Genomic DNA, 20,419 nt, shown 5'->3' with positions numbered 1-20,419 from the left:
GTTCACCTCTATTCATCCGTATAACTCAAAGTTTGTAATGCTTCTATATATTCTTCTGTAATTTCTTCCCCATCAATCAAAATATCACCGATAATATCCATTGATATTTCGTTAATTTCTTCAATCATTAGTTCAGGCATGGATCCCGCCTTAGTAGCGATCTTTTGCAGCTCAGCATTGCCTTTTTGATCCCTAAGTATATAGAGAACCTCCAGTTGAGATGAGCTTAACCGCTCAGCCAGTTCCTGCCATTCTTCATCCAAATTGTCTGTATTCCACACGAAGTGCAAATTCGGCTGTTCCACACTTGTAACAGCTGAAGTCATTTCTGTATCAGTCATTTCTAGATTAGTCGTTTCTACATCAGTAGTTTCTACCTTAGAAACTTCTATATCAGGAGATTCCTCTTCATCTACAGATTGAGGGCTGGATAGCACAGAATCGTCAAAGTTCATCTCCGTTTGGATCGTTTGCAGTTTGCCTGGAATAGGTATATCTTGGTTTCTCGACGTATCAACATAACCTGCTTCTTTAGCAGAAGTTTCTACAGACTCATAATCGATCATCAGCATGTTCCGTACTTCTTCCGACTCTTGCTGTAAACGTCTTAACTTCTTCGTATTAATAGACACCGCAGGACGAGCTTTCTTTGCCGCTTTCACTTCGCGTTCTTTTATTTCTCTTCGCAGATAACGGGATATCAGCTCTTCCACCTCGGATTCCAACTTCACTCCGCGAAGCCGACCTTTAAAACCCATCAATTCACGAAGCTTATTCTCCGTATAACGCACCAGTTGCGTTAAGTAATCACGAAGTGGAGGATGCTCGCTGATCGGGAACACCCTGACTTCCGCGTGTTTCCCATAAAAATCATGATCATACACCGCACTGCGGAATAAAATCCTTTTTCTTGTCACTTCTTCAGGCCAAAAACGATGGATCAAACGGAGCCCATGCTTTTTCAACCCGTACCGATCAACTAATGCGATCACCTTAGGAGCATAGATTTTCATCTCTTTACGTCCTTGTTCCTTGAAGAAGCTGCTCTGTTCCGCATTATAATCTAATAACATAGCAAGCATATCCCAAGACAAATCTAAAGGATCTGAAGTAAACCTGCGCATCCATTCGCGTTCCTTTAATTCATCAGACAGTTTGCGTGGGATTTTTTCCATGAGCTCTTTATATGGCATTTCAAATCCGTGTACTAAACAAAAATCAAATATCCATTCTCGCATGTACGTATCGATCTTCTTCTCGCGCTCTCCATAACCAAACCAGACTTCGTCCAGTAAGGCGAGTCCTTCCTCCGGAGAAGACCATCCTACACCATGGATCAGTTCATAGATATAGAGGAACAAGTAGGATAGATCTGTATCTGGATATCTGCCTTGTTTTACTTCCTTACGCCAATAAAAATACCATTTCTTCTGGGCTGAACTCATCTGTTCATAGGTTGGCCAGTAGGCACGATAAGAGACAAATGGTGCTTCCGAACAAACAACAGTTTCAAATTCTCTTGCCTGCTTCACAAAGGTTTGCTCACGTGTAAGGAACATGAACTGCTTTTCCCAATCTGCATCTCGTTCAAAGGTTTGTGGAGACACAACAAGGTTCCCTTTTCGTTTTAAGGTATCTTCTGGCATCATGATTGGTTTCACTTTATCTATATCAAAAGCAGGATCAACATTCCTGTTATATAAAGGAGCCGGAGTCTTGTTGTTCTTTACTTGCTTAGTTGAGAAGACGTCTTCACTGCTCTCCTCATTCCATGGATTCCAGTCGTCTACCTGCATATCATCTAGAAAATCAAGCCCGTCCCATTCAGCGTCAATAGGCACATAAGTAAGATCCTGAACTTCTTCCTCAGGCTCTGACAGAGCACCAGAAAAATCTTCTTTTCTCGGAATCTCTGCTTCTTTCTCTTCATCCATCCATTCGTATTCCGCGAAGCGAATCTCATTCTTCTGATGAATGGATTGCTTCGGGATCGATTTCCTGTCATTTGCACTTCGCTGAATCCTATTCTGATTATCATTCATAAAGGCTATACCTCCATCACGATTTCATTATAACAAATCACTTCCTATCAAAGGAGGGTTAAAATAACTTTTGGAATTTATTGTTTAACATTAAGGAATCGTTTAAGATGTTTTATATTACAACCAAGACTACTAAAAGGAGTTTATTTATGAAATTAAGAAAGCTGCTTAAGCCCAGTTACATTCTTTGTATGATTTTATTTTACATCACAGCCGTCTTTGGCGGTATTTTTACTGTGATCGATCATGTCTTTCATCTGTGGTTCCCAGATCATCCGATTACTTTGTTTTTAGGACCGTTTGAACCTGTGTTCTCTTATGTAAATCTTTACTTTTATGAGCATCCAGAACTTTATAGCAGCACCTCTTTTCTTACCCTGTCTTTTCTTAGCAGTATTTCTTTAATGGGATGGGCACTCCTTTTTCTTTGGTATATCAGCAGATTGATAAAGAATATTGACAAAAAAGGGCTTTTTAAAAAAGTGAATGTATCCATCCTTTATAAACTTGGGATAGCGACTCTGATTCTAGTAACTATATACTCTAATATAGACAGTTATCTTCTTAAGCAAGCAATACAAGAGCTCGAGATTGTAAATGCCGATCTTGTACTAGAAGATTTTCCTTATTTTGATGGTCTTTTTAGTGCGGTCGGATTCTTTATCTTTGCCTTTGCTTTGAACAAAGCGATTCGTGCCATCGAAGGAAAAGAACAATAGGACGATTTAATTAATTCAATTTCATTACATAATAAAGATTCCAAAAATAACTTGCTTCTAGAAGAAGAAAAAAGTGAAATCGAAAGTACGATTTCACTTTTTCTTCTTCTATTTGTTTATATGCGAGAAAGATTCTATCACTTTCGAAACGAAAGGTAAATCAGCGACTCCCATTTCTTTTCCTCAATCTACTTTTATGATTTAGATGAAGAAAGATGGCTAGAAGAAAATGTAGCCGTAGGAATCATATTTTTTCTGCGATATATAGAAAGAACTAGTCCAATAGCTGATAAGTCAATCCACTGATTCGTACCTCCATAGCCGATAAAGGGTAATTCCATGCCTACAAACGGAAGGAACCCAAATGACATAAGTATGGGCCATGCAAATCTTATCGTAAAAAAGAACAATACGACAAAAATGAGTTGTCTGCCGTATGATTCCTTGACTTGAAATAGTAACTGTACTATATATCCAAGGAACACTCCAATCAAAACAATGGTGATGAGGCCAAAAAACCAGCCAAAACAGTATATCAAATAAGGAAATAAAGAATCACTTTGAACATAACCAAGACCAGGATTGCTGGAAGCAAATCCTTGTCCAAACCATCCTGCCGATTGGATTGCTTCCATTGATTTCATCTGAAGATAGGCATTATCCTCTATCGGTTGCATAAATTGCATGAATCTTTCCTTTAATATACTGAAATGCGGCATTGTAAAATATAACAAAGCTACTGTAGGTATCATGGTAACGATGGCTAACTGTTTTACATCTCTCTTGGTGAGCCACATCATCACCATATACCCCGCTGCGTAAATTACACCGTAAAGTACAGAGTTGCCTACGTAAGTGATGAGTAATAGAGGGAACACTCCTCGATAAAAAGTGTGAAGGATGCTATAGATCCAGTTCATTTCTTTTATCGGCTTCATTCCAGCAAGTGCCAGCAAGAACAGTATAACAGAGCTGTATAACATATTTATAGAGAAAGGACCTAGTGCTAAATAACCCTTAACACCATTAATCATAGGACTATTTATTAAGATAAATGCATTCATAAATAATAGAAGAAAAAAAATTTGGTCTGAGTATTTCTTCAACTTCTGATAATCAAAGGAATAAATACAAACAAGAAATATGATTCCAATCCCCATCTGCAGTGTTTTTCTAGCAGTCAAATCAGGAATACGAGATGAACCCGATACGTCAATACAGACTGCTCCAACAATTCCAATCAAAGATATGATCGTAAGAAGAAGTGTAATTCTCCAATTGAGCACTGGTTTATGGGTTTCATTCATGCTTTTCCCAATCACATCTGGAGATCCCATTTCTTCGATAGCCTTATGTGTCGCAGTTTAATTCGAACTACCTCGCAGTTGCAATTCCTCTATCCGATCCTCGATATGACTCGTAAGTTCCTCTCGGATTTCAGGGTGCATCTTTTTCACCTTAATGTGGCGGCATACTTGATCCAAAAATTGCTGAACTACTTCATTCTCTTCACTGTTCTGCACGTTATCCTCTCTCCCCTATTACAGTATCCACTGCTGTACGAAACCGAATCCACTCTTTCTTCTTTTCCTGAAGTTTTCTCTTTCCCTCATCTGTAATCTGATAGTATTTTCGTTTACGCCCATCCTGCTGACTCCAGTAAGCATTAAGCAATCCTTCTGACTCGAGAGTGTGAAGAATTGGATATAATGTCCCTTCTTTCATGACAAACACCTGATCCGACTTGTTTTCAATTTCTTTGATCAACTCGTATCCATACATTTCTCGTTCATTTAGCACGGTGAGTAGCAGAATTACCGTACTCCCCTTAAGGAGCTCCTTATTTACAGACATTTTCACATCCCCTTTTCATACCTCGTATATCTATGTATCGTAAATCTATGTATATAATACAATGAATTTTTACCTAAAACAAGAATAACCCCCTTTTATTTCATAATTAGCACAAATAAAAAAGCAACTGGTTTAGTACCGATCGCTTTTTTCGTCTTGTGTATGCTTACATCAATTCTAATTCCAATGTTGCTAGTTATACCGGACAATACTACGTTCTATAAAACCGGTTATTACGTAAGATACGAGAATTGCGGAGGTGTATGCAATGAGATCCAGGATACCGAAAACACCGTGTCCTAGAATCAGCTGAAGAAACCTATTTTCACGGAGCTCATTGATCCAAGGAGCATGAACTAACTGAGTAAACTCTATGAAATAACAGAAGAATAAAGGAATAAAGAATTGATATCTACGGGGAACATTCAAAAAAACGAAGGAGAACAAAAAGAAAATGAGCGCCGCCCATAAAAAATCACCCATAAAGGGTACTTTTGATCTGAGTAGAAGCCCTAATAAAATAATGAATACACAAGTAATTCCCAAGATGATTCTTTTCATAAGCTGACCCCTTTCTGTCTATTCATAATAACGTAGTACTTCAAGTAAAGTTTTACTCTAGATAAGAAAAAGAATCCTGTCACCAGGATTCTCAGGATCAAGCAATTAGCGATAACTGCGAATAAATTCCCCTATTCTTCTTGCTGCTTCCTCCAGTCGCTCTTGTTCTTGCACAAGTGCAATTCGTACATAACCCTCGCCTTCACTGCCAAACGCATCACCAGGTATGACAGCCACCCCGCTTTGAAGTAATAATGCTTTAGCAAAAGATCTTGAATTCCATTCCTGAGGTTTTCCCCGAAATGGCTCTGGAAGCGCTGCCCACAAAAACATCGTTGCACATGGTTTTTTAATGTTCCAACCTTCTTTTGCAAGTAAATCAACGAATAGATTACGGCGGGCTTCATAAAGCGGAGCCGGCCCTGTATAATCTTTTCCCTCTGCGATGGCTTGTTCCAAGGCTGTAACCGCAGCTTGCTGAATCGGTTCAAACACACCATAATCGATATTTTCCTTGAGGATCCTTAAAGACTGGATCGCTTGTTCATTACCAGCAAGAAAAGCAACCCGGCAGCCTGCCATTTGAAAACTTTTGGAAAAGGAATGGAATTCCACAGCAGTTTTGATGGCACCCGGAATACTTAATATACTCATCGGGCGATAACCATCGAAGCCCATTTCGGAGTAGGCCATATCATGTACAATGAGAACGTTCCACTTGCTCGCTTTAGCGATTAATTTTTCGAAATACTCCTGCGACGCAGCAGATGCAATCGGGTTTCCCGGAAAACTCAGTAAAATAAAGACAGCTTCAGCCCATATCTCATCAGGTATCGCATCTAGGTCCGGCATAAACTGATTGTCTTCCTTCAGCGGAATTTCGTAAGCTCTTACTCCCGCAATAGCAAGTGATCCAGAATAAATGGGATACCCTGGATTTGGGACCATCGCTAAGTCCCCCGGATTACAAATGGCCTGAGCCAGATGAGCTAGACCATCTTGAGAGCCCATCAGCGATATAATTTCGGACTGCGAATTTAGATCGACTTGAAATCGGTGATTCATCCACTTCGCCACAGTAGTAAGGAATATTTCGCTTCCACTCGATTTGGGGTATGCATAACTCCCCTCTTTCAACACTTCCCTGCTTAGGGTCTCACGTATAAAAGGGGATGGCCCCTGATCAGGGCTACCTATTCCAAGATCAATCAAGTCTTTTCCATTGGCTTTCGCTTCTTCTTTCCAGCTTGCCACTTCTGCAAAAATGGATGAGCCTAAATGATCTAATTTGGCAGCACGCCAAGATCTATTTGTATACTCTGTATGTATTGTCATGATGAGTCCACCTTTATTTTCTTATTTATTACGAACCCTGCTCCCTTAATCTGAACCCTACTCCCAGAAAATTTGATGATTTCCCCTTAGCCTCGCAAGACCTTCCACATAGAAATAATCACCGTAGATTAATGGGACGTCTACATTTTGCTTTTCGGGATAATGGCTCGTACCGTGCATAATCAAACCTTCTTCCTCGGGATGATCAAATGCTCCATAGTTCTTGTAGAGTGACTCTAGGATCCGCTCCCCTGCCTGCCGGTAAACTGCTCTTTCCCACTCAGGAACAAGTGTTGCTAAAAGTAAAAGTCCGCTAGCTGCACATGCTCCAGCAGAAGAATCTTTGATGTGTCTGGTATCCTCTGGTGCTCGAAAATCCCAAGCAGGTACTGAATCATCAGGCAGTTGAGATAAAAAGAAGTGCGCCGTTTGTTTGGATGCATTCAAATAGGCCACATTACCGGTATGATGATAGGCAAGGGCTAGACCGTACAAAGCCCAGGCGTTTCCTCTTGACCACGCCGAATCCGGTGCATATCCTTGACCCCCGAGATATTCTGCCACTTCTCCTGTATCTGGATCAAACCGAACGATATGACGGACCGACCCATCAGGCCGAATAAAATGCGATAGGACGGTATTCATATGTGCATTAGCAACATGCGCATACCTTGGATCTCCACTCTCCCTAGAAGCCCAGTAAAGTAAAGGTACATTCATCGCACAATCGATAATCGCAAGTCCAGAGTTTATCTCCCCCGGTGTCCAGGGGTTCCACGCTCTTATGTAATTCCCTTTGAGGTTAAATCTACCCATCAAGTAATTAGCCGCTTTAAAAGCCCTGCGCCGTGATTCTTCACCGCCATGCAGTTTATAGTTCGCTAGACTTGTAAGTGTCCATATAAATCCGATATCATGGTCCAGCCGATCATAACCATCAAGTACCTTGTCCAGATGATTCTCACATTGTTCTGCAATGTCGCGAAACTGCTGTTCTCCGCTGCCTTCATACAGAACCCATAATAAGCCTGGCCAAAATCCAGCGGTCCACCATGCAGGTTCTTCTAGCACGTAAGCCCCTTGATGACTGGCATGGGGGAAATTTGCACCGATTCGCTCCGAGGTAATGAGTACTTTCTTAACCGCTTGTTGAAAAGCCTGATCCATCCAACATGTAACCTGTTCAGAAATATGCTGATCTTTGGGCCCAAGGGACAAGTATGATCCACTCCTCTTATTTTAAAATTGTGGTTCACAAGTAAAATATTGTATTACCTCAAATTCTACCATGGATTATTAAAAAATACCGACACGATTTGCTGGTATTCAAATCTTTTATGCTTTTCAAATGAAACTCGGGTTAGATCTACAACGTGTCAGCGATTTGTTTTATCGTAGATGAATTACTTAGGAATAATTACCTGTTCTTTCTCACTTATGACAAACGTGCAATCGCATGATTCGGTTCACGCATAAGATAGATTAGAAACAAAGAGGGGGTGAACTACATGAGTGAAGTATATGGAAACTACGATGGTGGCCATAGAAACAACAAATCTAGCATTGCAGCGATTCTTGTCTTGTTCATTTTGCTCGTTATCATCGCTAAAGCTTTTAAAAGTTACTAATTGATGCATGAAACGGATTAAATCATGTAATCAATAAAAAATCCAAGGAGCTTACGATCAAAGATGCATGTCATCTTGATCGTAAGCTCCTATTTATCATATACTAGAACGAAATTTCGTGTTTGTTCCCATTACCACTTTGATAATGATCTATTACCTGAACTTCTCCATCCTCTGTCCATTCCGCATAAAATACAGAATCAATCGTATGGTAACCTTGCTTAGCTAGTTCTATAAGCAGCCATTTTTCGTCCCGGTGAATTGCCGCTAGAGCTTCTCTGTTTGGCTTACTATTTTCAATAAGGGTCCGAGGAAGTTGAACAGGTTTTGTATCCAGCCTCAGGTCATTTCGGCTGGGTTGATCGGAATCTGATTTTTTTAAAATACTTAGCGAACCGTTTGTTTCATACACGGCATAAGCAACCTCACTTAATGAGAAAACATTTTGTTGTCTCATCATCATTTTTAATTCTTCAAGCTCTACTTTATTATCTTTCATGGCTTTCATATCAATTTCACCATTCTTGATTAACAAGTCAGGATTTCCTTCAAATTTTTCACGCAAAGGTTTACTGTATCCCATAATCTTGTCAAATACATAGGATAGCAGCGCCCATATAATTAAAGAGAAGATAAGCTTCCATACAGAAACTTCTTCATCATAGATGGTATCTCCTACGAGGTCTCCAAATACGAGAGCCGATATAAAATCAAAAGGAGACAATTGTGTAATTTCTCTTTTTCCTAATAATCTTGTCGCCGCCCATAATGCTGTAAAAGCAGTAATGAGTTTAATCAAGAGGAGACCATATTCATCCACGTTCTACACCTCATTTACTGGTACGTATTTCATCTCTATTACCCATTAACAAGGCAGCGATATCATTAACCTGCTCCTCAAGGTTCATTCCATAACAAAAAGCCGTCTCCTATACAGGATAGAAGACGACTCTGATCAACGTATTTATTTTTTCGGCATTTGTGTAAATAGCAAGTTAACAGGAAGATTACTACCTGGTGCAGCCGTCAGTATAATTTCGACTTTTTGCTCATAGTCACCTGTGCGGTAGAGTACCGCTTGCTCATTTGGAGCACTAACTTGACCTTTAGAATAGATCGCAGTTATATCTCCGTTAACCATTGCATAACCAGAATACTTTCCTCCACGCGGATTAAAAGAGATCAATGTATTTGGTGCTACACGATCAAGTGTGATTTTGTATAACACACCAAAATTACCTGAGTTAGAAGCTTCTACACCGAGCATCGGGTCCATACCTGCTAGGTTTGGATCATCTTGATTATCCCCGAGAGCAAGACGCATAGAAGTCGCTCCTACCGGTTCCGAATAGCGAATAACGCGGGTGGAATTAGGGTACGTACCTCGGTTATGAACACCATCGCGATCCAGAATAGGAAGTTTCTCAAGCACAGTTAACGGATCGAGTTTCTCATCAATCATGATTACATCGTATTGAATTGGAAAGTCACTGTTCATATCAGAAAATAACGAGATAACGCCGCCCTGTTTCATGACAGACTTACTTAGTTCCGTCATGACAAGTTTGCTTTCGCCTGGAGCAAGTGTTATTGATGAACGTTTACTTCCATCTTGCATGGACTCAAAGTATCGTTCAACAGACGATTTACCAGCAGCCGTTGCAATGGGGCTTGGCCCTGCAAATCCAAGGTTTTCTGTTTTAATCGTTGCTGCTGTGAAGTTCGTATTGGTTGCAACTACGTACATCTTCACATTCTTACCTGTATTGTTCACATGGTGAATCATGAAGCGCGTGTTACCAACTGCCGTTTCTTGGTATACAATCCCTTCCGAATTCACGGTTTCTGGGCTATTACTCCGGATCAGAGTGCTTGGTTCATCGCTAAATGTATACGGAACTTTAGACCAAGTTGGAACCGCTGAACCATCAAACACGAATTTCTCACCGGCTGGCAAGAACATGCGATTGAATTCATCTTGTGAATAGAGCGTCTCACTTGTTACAACAATTGTTTTTTCGAAAGTAGCGGTTTGTCCGCTATCGTCAGTCACCGTCAGGCTGATATTTTTAGGACCTGGTGTGAAGAACGCATAAGCACTGTTATTCCAGTCATGTTTTACAATTTTACCGTCATCCGTACTTTGATCCGTGATCGTAATGAGTTCACCCATTTTGTACTCTTCTTTATCCGTTGTAAACATAGCTACTGGAGGAAGATTAGGCTGCTTAACTTCAATGGTCACTGTATAAGGATCGCTCCAAGTACCATTTGAATCCTGAACAGAATAGGAAACATCATACTTTCCAGCAGATGCAAACACTTCCTGTTTTCCTTCCCAGCGCTCGTCAACAATAGATAGCCCTTGCGGTGAAGAGGAATCTGTACTGTATGTAACTACCGTTTGTCCCGCCATAATCTCACCCGGCTGAATCGTGAACGTAGCAACAGGTTTGGTTGCCAGATTCATAATGACTTTCTTACCTATATTATCGACTTTATATTTAATATCCAGGGCTGCTGTAATTGCAGTCAGAGGAACCATAAACGTATTTTTCGTCTGATAGGAAGTACCTTTCATCGTTTTCGTCACACCGTTTACCGTGTATTTACTGCTGTCTGTCTTGAACCGTAGTTCATTCACACCGCTGACGATAACTGTTTCCTTCGTTTTTTTATCATAACTTACTTTATACCCTACACGGTCCACTAGAGCACGAATCGGAACATAGGATACTCCTTTTTTAACTTGCATAGGCTGAGGCGCATTGTACGTGACTCCACCTTGTTCCATCTTTGTACTGTTAAAATAAAGAACCAAATCCGTTGGTGTTGCAGTTTTAGCCGCGTTAGTCGCTGGTTTTGATTCCGCAGACTCTTCGCTTGGTGCTGTCTTCACATTAGGTGTGGCTGTTACTTCGCCGGTAACTTCATCCGTTTTTTCATTCGTTACAGTTGTCTCATTTGTTGATTTAGTAACACCTGTTGCTGTTTCTGCTGATGGTGCAGGTTCTTTTTCTTCAGAGATCGTAGCGGCTTTCGATGTTTTTGAATCTGTCGTTGCTGCTGATTCTGCTTCCGCTTGTTTTTCCGTTTCTTGTTTCGTTACACGTGTTTGTGGTGCGCTTTGTACTTCTTCTGCTGTGTTTTTCTCTCCGTACACTTCCTGAGCAACGACCTGCTGAGCAGTAGAAGTAGCCACTTCCTGTGCGCTCACCGGGACTGCTGTTGCCACTTGGGACAAAGCTAGAACGGTCAGCATAGATAATTTCTTCAGTTTCATGCTTAGACTCCTTTTGATTCTATTTTCTATTCTCTTCGAATTCGTCTACTATTAGACGCTTAATCCTTGAAAAAGTTTCTAATTAATTGGGATAAAACTATAATAAGCGATAAAATGTTCCAAATAGTGAGATAATTTCTCTTTTTTCCGCAAGGATTACACTAAAAAACCCCTTAATGAGATTGGCTCATCAAGGGGTTATGTTTACATCATAATCCTAAACGTATTCTTTTTTCTTGATCCGGATCTTGAATCAATTCAATATCTGAATTGAAGATAATCGTTTCTCTATCTTTTGTGGAGTAAGGAGCCCAATGGTAATCTCCCGGATTAGGAACCTCCCCTTTAGCAAATGTAATCCATGCGTCTTGCATCCTAGAAGCAAGTTGCTGCATCGAATCACTCAGCGTAATTCCCATCGAGGTAAAAAACTGCAAATTATGAAATACAAAAGCGATTTCACCTCCATGAATCGCTTTATTTAATAGCGGATGACCTTCAAGAGTCCAATCGAAGCGGTACATAAACACCGGTGCATACTTAGACTGAGCTGTAGCGAATTCAACTGAGGAACGCCAAAAGAAAAGATCTGTCATAAGCTGTGCCTGTCCATCTGTTGTTTTCGGATACTGGGAGGCAATTTTATGCCCATCAGGTACACCTGTCATCATTTCCATCGCTCGCACAATATCACCATCATTCATAATCTCTGTTTCCGGACGAATAAATAGCGCTCCTTCGTCAAGATTCGTTCCAATAAGAAGTCGAACGTCACGGGCATCTCCATCTTTAATTGCTTGAATAGGTGATTTTGGAAGGGTTGATTGGTCCACCACGGGCTGGAATAACAAGGCAAGACCTGCACCTGTTTGCTCTTTAAAACGTTCTCCTGCTGCAAGGATTTGTTCAGCAGGCATAGTTTTCAGTTTATGAACCTCGTCAGAACGAATTCCGAGCATCTGCAGCATTCCAGCTGTAACCTGGGCAGCTTGTTCTGCTGGTATATGCTGAGAAGCCCCGCTTTGCATAATCGCCTGTTGGAAGAGCCCTTTTGCTTTTGGCATCGCCATAAGAGCAGCAATACTCATACTTCCTGCCGATTCACCAAACACAGTCACTGCGCTGGGATCTCCTCCAAAACATTCTATATTCTCTTGCACCCATTCCAAGGCCGCAATTTGATCAAGCAGTCCCGCGTTCGAAATAAATGATTCACCAAGCGGTGATAAGTGCATAAATCCAAAAGGTCCCAGTCGATAATTCATTGTGACAACAATTACTTCGCCGCGTTTCACAAATTGGGTTGCATCGTAGAACGAGGTACTGCCTGACCCGCTAACGAATGCACCTCCGTGAATCCATACCATGACCGGAAGTTTACTTTTGGTTGCATGCTCTGGAGCCCACACATTCAGATAAAGACAGTCTTCAGATTCTTTCGGCTCATACCCTGGAGTCTGAAATAACCCTCCTTCTGTTCTTGGCTGAATACATTCAGGTCCAAATTGATCCGCTTCCTTAACACCTTCCCAGGAAACAGGCGGCTCGGGAGCTTCAAAACGCAGTTCATTCACAGGCGGTCTCGCATAAGGGATTCCCTTCCATACGGCTACTCCATTTATGTTCTGTCCCTTTAACGCACCATATCTTGTATCTACTTGCAACTCTCTCATCTCGTATCCTTCCTTCCTTCCTGATGTCCACTTCTTCAAACGTCTGCCCCATCTTGTATTCCTCCCACTATGCCTACATTCTCAATTATTACATGCTTCTATATTCGGGTGTTTTCTTTAACTGATCAAAAAAATGATGCTGGGCTTCTCGATAACTCTTCATATCCCTTCCCTCATAGGAAGCTTTCAGTTCATCGTATTGATCTCGGTATCCTTCATTAATCAACAATACATCACGAAATTTATGAAACACATCATGTTTGGTATGACATACCGTTAGCTGAACACCTAATGGCAGGATTGTCTCTTTTGTATAAAAGGAACGAAAAGAAGCCGTTTGTTCTCCTTTTTCATCAGCCGGGTATAAAGATTCTAGCACCCGAACTGCCTCATCAAAGTCTTCTTGCTTTACTCGAACCTGAATATCGACATCTCCTTTTGTCAGGGTGCCGGGAATTGCTGAGCTTCCTACATGATGAATATCTGCATGTGCAAGAAGTTCCTTTAGCTTTTTACTTTCCTGCCAAAATAGTTCTGTCGCCTGGTCATTATATTTATTTCTTGCGAAAGATACGGTTTCCATACAGTTTCCTCTCCTTATGTATAGAGTAGGGATGAGTGACCATCCATTTAAACCAAAGTGCTATCTTTCAAACATTCGAAATCAGAATGAAAACTCCTTCCGGATTGGTAAATAAAACGTTATTCATCTATAATTTAGTGAGATGTAGCATTAGATTAACAAAGGAGTGATTGATTTACATGTTGCAAAAACTAAAAAAGATAGATTCCACAATCATTTGGATCCTTTGTTTTTTCATGCTCGCCAGCATTCTTTTAATACATAGCGGGATTCAATATAGCCCAGAAAAATTTGCCGGGTCCGAAATGAAAATGGTGATTTATTACCTGCTTAGTTTTGCAGCTTTACTTGTGACTGCATTATTTCACTACAAACTCATATTGAAATATTATTGGTATATCTACGGAGCAGGCATATTGTTGCTTATATACGTCTCGTTTTTCGGCAAGGTCATCAACGGCTCCAGGGGCTGGATCTCTATCCCTCATTTATTTAATGTGCAACCCGCCGAAGTCTTTAAAATTGTACTGATCATTACGCTTGGCGGTATCTTAATGAAACAGAACAAGAAACTCACCTTCTGGAGAAATATCATCCCCCTTTCACTTGTCACACTTCTTCCATTTGCATTAGTCATGAAAACAAATGATATGGGAAATGCACTTAGCTATCTTGTCATCTTAATCGGTATGTTGTGGATTGGGGACATTAAGAACAGACATGCACTTATCATACTTCTGCTCATCGCCGTTCTTTCGGTTGGTGGTATTAAGTCATATATTACATTTCATGATCAAATCACTACCTACCTTTCTAATACGGAAAAAGGGCACTGGCTCGATCGAATCGATCCGTGGCTTTTGCCTGAAGAAGCAGGCAAAGATGCTTCTTACCATACAAGAAATGCGAAAATCGCGATTGCCTCGGGCGGATTATTGGGAAAGGGATATAAGCAAGGAACGATGGTCCAGACAGGTTATGTTCCGTATACCTATTCAGATTCAATTATCGTCGTTGCTGCGGAAGAGTTTGGATTTCTGGGTGTATCTCTTTTATTATTTCTCTATTTCATACTTATTTACCGGCTCATCTATATCGCGCTGGAATGTAAAAATAAAGCGGGTCCTATTCTGATCGTTGGTATTGTTGCTATGTTCATCTATCAAATTTTTGAGAACGTTGGAATGTTTATTGGACTCATGCCTTTAACGGGGATTACTTTACCTTTTCTTAGCTTTGGAGGTTCTTCTCTACTCATTAATATGCTCTGCATCGGTGTAGTACTGAGTATCAAAGTAAATGACGAAGTAATAGATGATATCTTACCAAGTACGGAGAGCTTACAGCTAAATAAAAGAACCGTCTTATAAGGCGGTTCTTTTTTCTTACAAGTTTTCGTTATATTCATGAAGACGATATTGATTTGCCAACTGATTCAAGAAAATAGATACTTGCTTTGGGATGTTTCTCCTGTTCGGCTGTACCCACCCTACGTAAGAAGAAACCGAAGTTGGGATCGTAAGTGGTAAGACTACAATATCACTGCTGGACATATAAGCATGTTTACCAAACGACAAATCAAATCCAATCGTAATTGCCACATTTTCTCGAACCAATTTGGAAATGACCGAAGTCTGATTCGTGGAAAATAACAGTTGACCCTTCCCATAATCCCGCTGAAGATCTTCGTAAAATTTCAGCAGCAGATCGTCTTTATATAAAACAATCTGATGTTTCAGAATCTCCTCCGGTGTAATCGAATCCTGTAAGGCAAGGGAAGACCGCTTGCTAACCCCAACGACCATTTCTTGCCGGATCAGCTTACCGAATAATAAGGATTTATGCTGATTTTTCAGCTCTTCTTCAAATATAATTAGTCCCACATCAAAACGTCTTTCATTCATTTCATGAATAATATCATTCGTGCTCATCTCACATAATTCAAGCGTAACTCCAGGAAATTTCTTCTTAAAATCAATAATAGCATCGGTATAGATCAGTGTCGGAAGCGGAATGGTCGCAATTCTAAGGATCCCTGTAAGCTGTTCTGGTTGAACCTCAGCCTCTTTTTTTAGTTCATCAAATGCTTCAAGTACCTTATATGCTTTGGATAAAATACGTTTTCCATCTTCTGTAGGGATAGCACCTGCTCGCGATCTTTTAAATAAAGGAAATCCTAGTTCATTTTCCAGACTCGTAATCGCCTGACTAACCGCAGATAGCGTAACATTACATGATTCTGATGCCTTTGTGAGAGATCCTGTTCTGGCAGTCTCTGTTATATACAAGAGTTGATCAAAGTTCATCGGTCTGCTGTCTCTCCTTTAGTTAACCTATTCTTAACTATAGTTAAAATACTTTAAATATGTTTAATAACAAATCAAGTATATACTGAACGTAAGTCAAACAAAAGCAATGATTCATATCACAAATAAGTAGTTTACATAGGAGGACTTTATCATGAGTAATGAAAAAAGAGTTGCTGTTATTACAGGAGGAGCAAGTGGAATTGGTCGCGAAACAAGCCTTATTTTTGCAGGAAAAGGTGACCGAGTTATTGTTGCAGATTATAATGAAGCAGGCGGTAAAGAAACCGTTGCTTTGATCGAGAAAAATGGCGGCGAAGCTGCTTTTATTCAAGTTGATGTATCTAATTATGAAAGTGTAGAAGCGCTTGTGGAGCAAACCGTACAACAATACGGCCGCATTGATGTCATGTTCAATAATGCGGGAATTGGCCTGCCTACCCCTGTTGCTGCTCTTGACTGGGATACCTACCATCGCGTCATTAATGTGAACCAACACGGAGTAGCACACGGAATCTTTGCTGCTAGTAAAAAAATGAGAGAACTTGGTACCAAAGGGGTTATTATTAATACGGCTTCGGTATTTGGATTCCTTGCATCGCCAGGATCTTTCGCTTATCACGCTACCAAAGGTGCTGTCATTATGATGAGTAAATCGGCTGCATTAGAACTTGCGCAGTATGATATTCGTGTTGTTGCGGTTGCTCCGGGTGTGGTAGACACTCCTATTATTCAAGGATACAAAGATCTAGGTATGGCGGATGAGATGGCTCATAAAGTTATGGGCGGCAAACTGACTCAACCGGAAGCCGTTGCTAAAACTGTATATCTTGTATCTCTAGAAGAAGCGGAAGCGATTAACGGCAGTGTAGTTATGGCTGACCAAGGTTATGCTTCCTTTAAATAGCGTTTAGCGTTATAACTGATTAAAGCAACTAAAGGTATTATGAAATTGATTCAACATATTGAATTAATCAAAAAAAGATGACCTCAGTTCATTCCGAGAGTCATCTTTTTTGATCGTTATTTTGATCATAATGTGATGAAGTATATTTATTGTTACTGTTCCACCAGGTCTTCCTCAAGCTCCATCTGATCCAAGATCACTGCGTTAATACTATTAAGATAAGCGATCGCACTGGCCTTGATGATGTCCGTATCCATCGCACGCCCTGTGTATGTCTTTCCATCACAGGAGATCTGCAAATGCACCCGCCCAACCGCCTCTTTCCCCCTAGATATACTATTTATTTTGTAATGGATCAGCTGAACATCAAGATCCGTTAACGTTTTAATGACACTATAAAGCGCATCAATCGGCCCGTCCCCGATGGAGCTTCCTCTGAGGACATCATCTCCCTTTTTCAGTTCTATACTGGCCGTGGGATACTGATCATTCGTGACCACTTGAAAGGATGCCAGTTCATATAAGTGTCCTCTTGACTGTGGCTGGTTTAAATGTTCGGTTACCAGATAAAACACATCATGGTCGTATACTTCTTTTTTGGCATCGGCCAGGGTAATGAATTTTTCAAATAACATTTCAAATTCTTCTGTACTCGAAACGCTGAACCCCATACGTTCCACTGCATTTTTAAATGCATGCCGTCCCGATCTTGCCGTAAGGATGAGCTCCATTTTTTCTCCGCCCACTTCTTCAGGTGACATGATCTCATATACATTTTTATCTTTGAGCAAACCATCCTGATGAATTCCAGAGGAGTGAGCAAAAGCATTATCACCCGTGATTGCCTTATTCACTTGAACATCCAGCCCCGTTAAATGCGTCAGCAACCGAGATGTCTGCAAAATTTCTTTCGTTTGAATTCGGGTCGTACAGCCGTAAAAATTCTCTCTTACCTTTAGTCCCATGACGACTTCTTCAAGAGAGGTATTCCCTGCACGCTCGCCAAGTCCATTAATGGTACACTCTACTTTTTCTGCCCCATTCTTAATGGCACTCAGTGTATTTGCCGTCGCCATTCCCAAATCATTATGGCAATGAACACTCAGTATCACTTTATCGTTTAGAGTCTTAAGGCGCTCATTAATTCTTCTTACTAAGTCACCAAACTCTTCTGGAACGGCGTATCCAACGGTATCTGGAACGTTAATAATCGTCGCCCCCGCTTTCACTACTGCCTCAATCGTTCTCCACAAATATTCGAAATCAGACCGAGAAGCATCCTCCGTCGAATACTGAACCTCGGGAAGCAGCGTCTTCGCATATTTCACCGCATCTACTCCCATCTGCATGACGGCATCCTCTGATCGGGCGAATTTCTTCTCCAGATGTATATTAGATGTTCCAAGCACAATATGAATGAACGGATTCTGCGCGAGCTTAATACTTTCATAAACGGCATCAATATCACTTTTCACCGCTCTTGCGAGAGCCGTTATTGAGATTTGATCTCCTACTTTCTTCGCGATTTGTTGAACCGCATGAAAATCCCCTTGAGAAGAAGCTGGAAAACCGGCCTCAATCATATCTACATTTAACCGCTTCAGCTGTTGTGCAAATTCAATTTTCTGCAAGGTGTTTAGTTTTGCTCCAGGAACTTGTTCTCCATCTCTCAGGGTCGTATCCAGTACCAATACATTGCGATTTGTCATGTAAACTTCCTCCTCAAGGAAAATAAGAATGTAATCCATTTTATGTGAACACGAGGCTTGCTAAACCCGGAATTTAGCAAACAAAAAACCCCGTCTCTGCTATAGAGACGAGGTTAACCCGCGGTACCACTCTAATTCGTTTCTTACCCCTACAGATGTACGGATAGGAAACAATCTTTGTTCGATGGCTAAGACCATCTATCCTTGTAACGGCGGAACCCGGCGAACCCTACTATATTCAGGCAGCTGTTCATAGACGAGTTCAAAGTGGTCCCTGCTGCCGTATTCACACCTGCCAACGGCTCTCTGAAAGAGTTCCTCACTTCTACTATTTCTAATCAGCACATTTGATTTTTCAATTGGTTAAATGGAAGTATATTGGTATTTATTTCCTTTGTCAACCTTGAATTACTACAGCAGGTTCTAATGTCATCCCATCAGGCTTTTGCTGCTCTGCCGCTTCTGCTTTTCGTAAATACTTCTGACCCCGCCACCTCACATAAGACAAAATTCCTCTTAAATACTCATCCACAATCATGCAAGAATAGATACCGATGAGTCCAAAACCAAGATGAATCCCAAGTACATATGACATTCCTGTAGCAATGATCCACATGGACCCGAGCGAGATATACATGGTGAATCTCGTATCACCTATCGCATTAAGTGAATTACCAAGCGCCATATTCAGCATTTTACCCGGCTGAAGAATGAGGTTCATCCCGAGCAAGGATGCACCAATCGCGATAATCGTCTGATCATCCGTAAAGAGTCCGAGAAGCTGTCTTCCAAACAGATAAAGAATCAACGCATTTACAACCACATAGATCGCCCCGACACCCAGTGCACGGTAGGCACTCCGGTAAGCCTCGCGGACTCGGCCAGCTCCAAAGAGATGGGCAATTTGAATCTGCGCTGCCATTGCAATCGATGACCCAAGCAGAAAACAGAACGATTCAAGCGTATTCATATATGTCCGTGCCGTAAGTTCTGCCGCACCAAGTGTAGCAATGTAGGAGTAAATAATAAGCTGAGAAAACACCCAGCAAGACATATTGACGCCAAGCGGCCATCCAATCTTCAGTATTTCACCGAATAAAGGCCGGTTAAATACGGTTAGTTCCCGCCACTTGATCCGGTATTCAAAGGACCGTAAGAACATTAGGAGAAGCAAAATGACAGCGAGCAAACGACTCGCAACGGTAGAAATAGCTACGCCCGTCAAGCCCCACTGTGGAAATCCAAACGCTCCAAAGATGAAGGCATAATTCAAAAACACATGAATCACATTCATCCCAAGTGCGACATACATGGGTCCTTTCGTATTCCCTGTATTCCGTATGACAGTGCTCATTGTGGCCATCATTGCAATCAAGATCATGCCTCCGCCAACAATCGAGATATAGATACCTGCCAGCGGCAGTAAATGCTCCGGTAATTGTAATGCCATTGCAATTCTTTGCGGAGATGCAACAAGGATTACACTGCATACCGCTCCAAGGATAGTTGTTACCGTGAACGCCATGATTCCAATCACCCGGGCATCCATCTTTTTATGCGATCCCAACTTCTGAGCAATCAGTATTCCTGCTCCGCTGGCCACCGTTGTGAACAGAACCGTCATCGCTTGAAACAGTTGATTTGAGAATCCAACGACGGCTACTGCGTCATCCGAAATACGACTGACCATTAATGTATCTACCGCTCCAAGCAAAAATTGCAGAAACAGCTCAATAAAAATAGGCCAAGCCAGCACCCACAGGGTGAATTTTTTGGTATCCATATCTAGTATTCCAACCTCCGATGAGAAAGTGGCGCT

18 protein-coding genes and 1 other annotated feature are annotated in these 20,419 nt (G+C 41.1%); of the genes, 4 read left to right on the top strand and 14 right to left on the bottom strand.

Annotation, left to right across the window (positions count from 1 at the left end):
* Positions 1–8: 8 nt before the first annotated feature.
* Complete coding sequence (locus H9647_RS10410) at positions 9–2,042, bottom strand: TerB N-terminal domain-containing protein (protein ID WP_191799699.1); 2,034 nt, start codon at positions 2,040–2,042, stop codon at positions 9–11.
* A 149-nt stretch (positions 2,043–2,191) separates the two neighbouring features.
* On the opposite strand from H9647_RS10410, the gene H9647_RS10405 reads away from it, so the two are divergent.
* A complete protein-coding gene (locus H9647_RS10405) occupies positions 2,192–2,761 on the top strand; it encodes a hypothetical protein (protein WP_191799698.1) in 570 nt (189 codons plus the stop codon).
* A 194-nt stretch (positions 2,762–2,955) separates the two neighbouring features.
* Here H9647_RS10405 and H9647_RS10400 read toward each other — a convergent pair whose 3' ends face one another.
* The 6 genes from H9647_RS10400 to H9647_RS10375 form a co-directional block, all read right to left on the bottom strand.
* Positions 2,956–4,068 carry an FtsW/RodA/SpoVE family cell cycle protein gene (locus H9647_RS10400; RefSeq protein ID WP_191799697.1) on the bottom strand — a complete coding sequence of 371 codons (1,113 nt, stop codon included), beginning with the start codon at positions 4,066–4,068 and terminating at the stop codon, positions 2,956–2,958.
* A gap of 57 nt (positions 4,069–4,125) precedes the next feature.
* A complete protein-coding gene (locus H9647_RS10395; RefSeq protein WP_191799696.1) occupies positions 4,126–4,284 on the bottom strand; it encodes a hypothetical protein in 159 nt (52 codons plus the stop codon).
* A gap of 1 nt (position 4,285) precedes the next feature.
* On the bottom strand, positions 4,286–4,615 hold the full coding sequence (locus tag H9647_RS10390) for a PadR family transcriptional regulator (RefSeq protein WP_191799695.1): 330 nt from the start codon (positions 4,613–4,615) through the stop codon (positions 4,286–4,288).
* A 192-nt stretch (positions 4,616–4,807) separates the two neighbouring features.
* Positions 4,808–5,176, bottom strand: coding sequence for a ribosomal maturation YjgA family protein (locus H9647_RS10385; RefSeq protein ID WP_191799694.1), 369 nt, complete (start codon positions 5,174–5,176; stop codon positions 4,808–4,810).
* A gap of 105 nt (positions 5,177–5,281) precedes the next feature.
* A complete protein-coding gene (locus H9647_RS10380; RefSeq protein ID WP_191799693.1) occupies positions 5,282–6,511 on the bottom strand; it encodes an aminotransferase class I/II-fold pyridoxal phosphate-dependent enzyme in 1,230 nt (409 codons plus the stop codon).
* A 57-nt stretch (positions 6,512–6,568) separates the two neighbouring features.
* A complete protein-coding gene (locus H9647_RS10375) occupies positions 6,569–7,678 on the bottom strand; it encodes a glycoside hydrolase family 88 protein (RefSeq protein WP_191799839.1) in 1,110 nt (369 codons plus the stop codon).
* Positions 7,679–8,019: 341 nt separating this feature from the next.
* Here H9647_RS10375 and H9647_RS10370 point away from each other — a divergent pair, with 341 nt between their 5' ends.
* Positions 8,020–8,139: a YjcZ family sporulation protein gene (locus H9647_RS10370; RefSeq protein WP_191799692.1), complete on the top strand. Its 120-nt coding sequence runs from the start codon at positions 8,020–8,022 to the stop codon at positions 8,137–8,139.
* 103 nt (positions 8,140–8,242) lie between these two features.
* On the opposite strand, the gene H9647_RS10365 is transcribed toward H9647_RS10370, so the two are convergent.
* The 4 genes from H9647_RS10365 to H9647_RS10350 all read right to left on the bottom strand — a co-directional run bounded on the left by H9647_RS10365 (position 8,243) and on the right by H9647_RS10350 (position 13,678).
* Positions 8,243–8,959, bottom strand: a complete 717-nt coding sequence (locus H9647_RS10365) for a DUF421 domain-containing protein (protein ID WP_191799691.1) — start codon at positions 8,957–8,959, stop codon at positions 8,243–8,245.
* A gap of 144 nt (positions 8,960–9,103) precedes the next feature.
* Positions 9,104–11,422: a stalk domain-containing protein gene (locus H9647_RS10360; protein ID WP_191799690.1), complete on the bottom strand. Its 2,319-nt coding sequence runs from the start codon at positions 11,420–11,422 to the stop codon at positions 9,104–9,106.
* A 209-nt stretch (positions 11,423–11,631) separates the two neighbouring features.
* Positions 11,632–13,095 carry a carboxylesterase/lipase family protein gene (locus H9647_RS10355; protein ID WP_191799689.1) on the bottom strand — a complete coding sequence of 488 codons (1,464 nt, stop codon included), beginning with the start codon at positions 13,093–13,095 and terminating at the stop codon, positions 11,632–11,634.
* Between the two features lie 88 nt (positions 13,096–13,183).
* Positions 13,184–13,678, bottom strand: a complete 495-nt coding sequence (locus tag H9647_RS10350; protein WP_191799688.1) for a GrpB family protein — start codon at positions 13,676–13,678, stop codon at positions 13,184–13,186.
* A gap of 179 nt (positions 13,679–13,857) precedes the next feature.
* Here H9647_RS10350 and H9647_RS10345 point away from each other — a divergent pair, with 179 nt between their 5' ends.
* Complete coding sequence (locus H9647_RS10345; protein WP_191799687.1) at positions 13,858–15,048, top strand: FtsW/RodA/SpoVE family cell cycle protein; 1,191 nt, start codon at positions 13,858–13,860, stop codon at positions 15,046–15,048.
* 15 nt (positions 15,049–15,063) lie between these two features.
* Here the strand turns inward: H9647_RS10345 and H9647_RS10340 are convergent, their stop codons facing one another.
* On the bottom strand, positions 15,064–15,984 hold the full coding sequence (locus H9647_RS10340; protein ID WP_191799686.1) for a LysR family transcriptional regulator: 921 nt from the start codon (positions 15,982–15,984) through the stop codon (positions 15,064–15,066).
* A gap of 154 nt (positions 15,985–16,138) precedes the next feature.
* On the opposite strand from H9647_RS10340, the gene H9647_RS10335 reads away from it, so the two are divergent.
* The gene (locus H9647_RS10335) at positions 16,139–16,891 is read left to right on the top strand and encodes an SDR family NAD(P)-dependent oxidoreductase (protein ID WP_191799685.1); all 753 of its coding nucleotides are present in this window, start codon (positions 16,139–16,141) and stop codon (positions 16,889–16,891) included.
* 152 nt (positions 16,892–17,043) lie between these two features.
* Here the strand turns inward: H9647_RS10335 and H9647_RS10330 are convergent, their stop codons facing one another.
* The gene (locus tag H9647_RS10330) at positions 17,044–18,600 is read right to left on the bottom strand and encodes a 2-isopropylmalate synthase (RefSeq protein WP_191799684.1); all 1,557 of its coding nucleotides are present in this window, start codon (positions 18,598–18,600) and stop codon (positions 17,044–17,046) included.
* A gap of 100 nt (positions 18,601–18,700) precedes the next feature.
* Positions 18,701–18,951, bottom strand: a binding site (T-box leader).
* Between the two features lie 46 nt (positions 18,952–18,997).
* Complete coding sequence (locus H9647_RS10325; protein ID WP_191799838.1) at positions 18,998–20,392, bottom strand: MATE family efflux transporter; 1,395 nt, start codon at positions 20,390–20,392, stop codon at positions 18,998–19,000.
* Positions 20,393–20,419: the final 27 nt, after the last annotated feature.

Origin of the sequence: Paenibacillus gallinarum, assembly GCF_014836635.1 — a bacterium.
GTDB classification, from domain to species: domain Bacteria; phylum Bacillota; class Bacilli; order Paenibacillales; family Paenibacillaceae; genus Paenibacillus; species Paenibacillus gallinarum.
The sequence above is the reverse complement of the archived record's forward strand: the minus strand, read 5'-3'. Positions and strand labels throughout refer to the sequence as shown.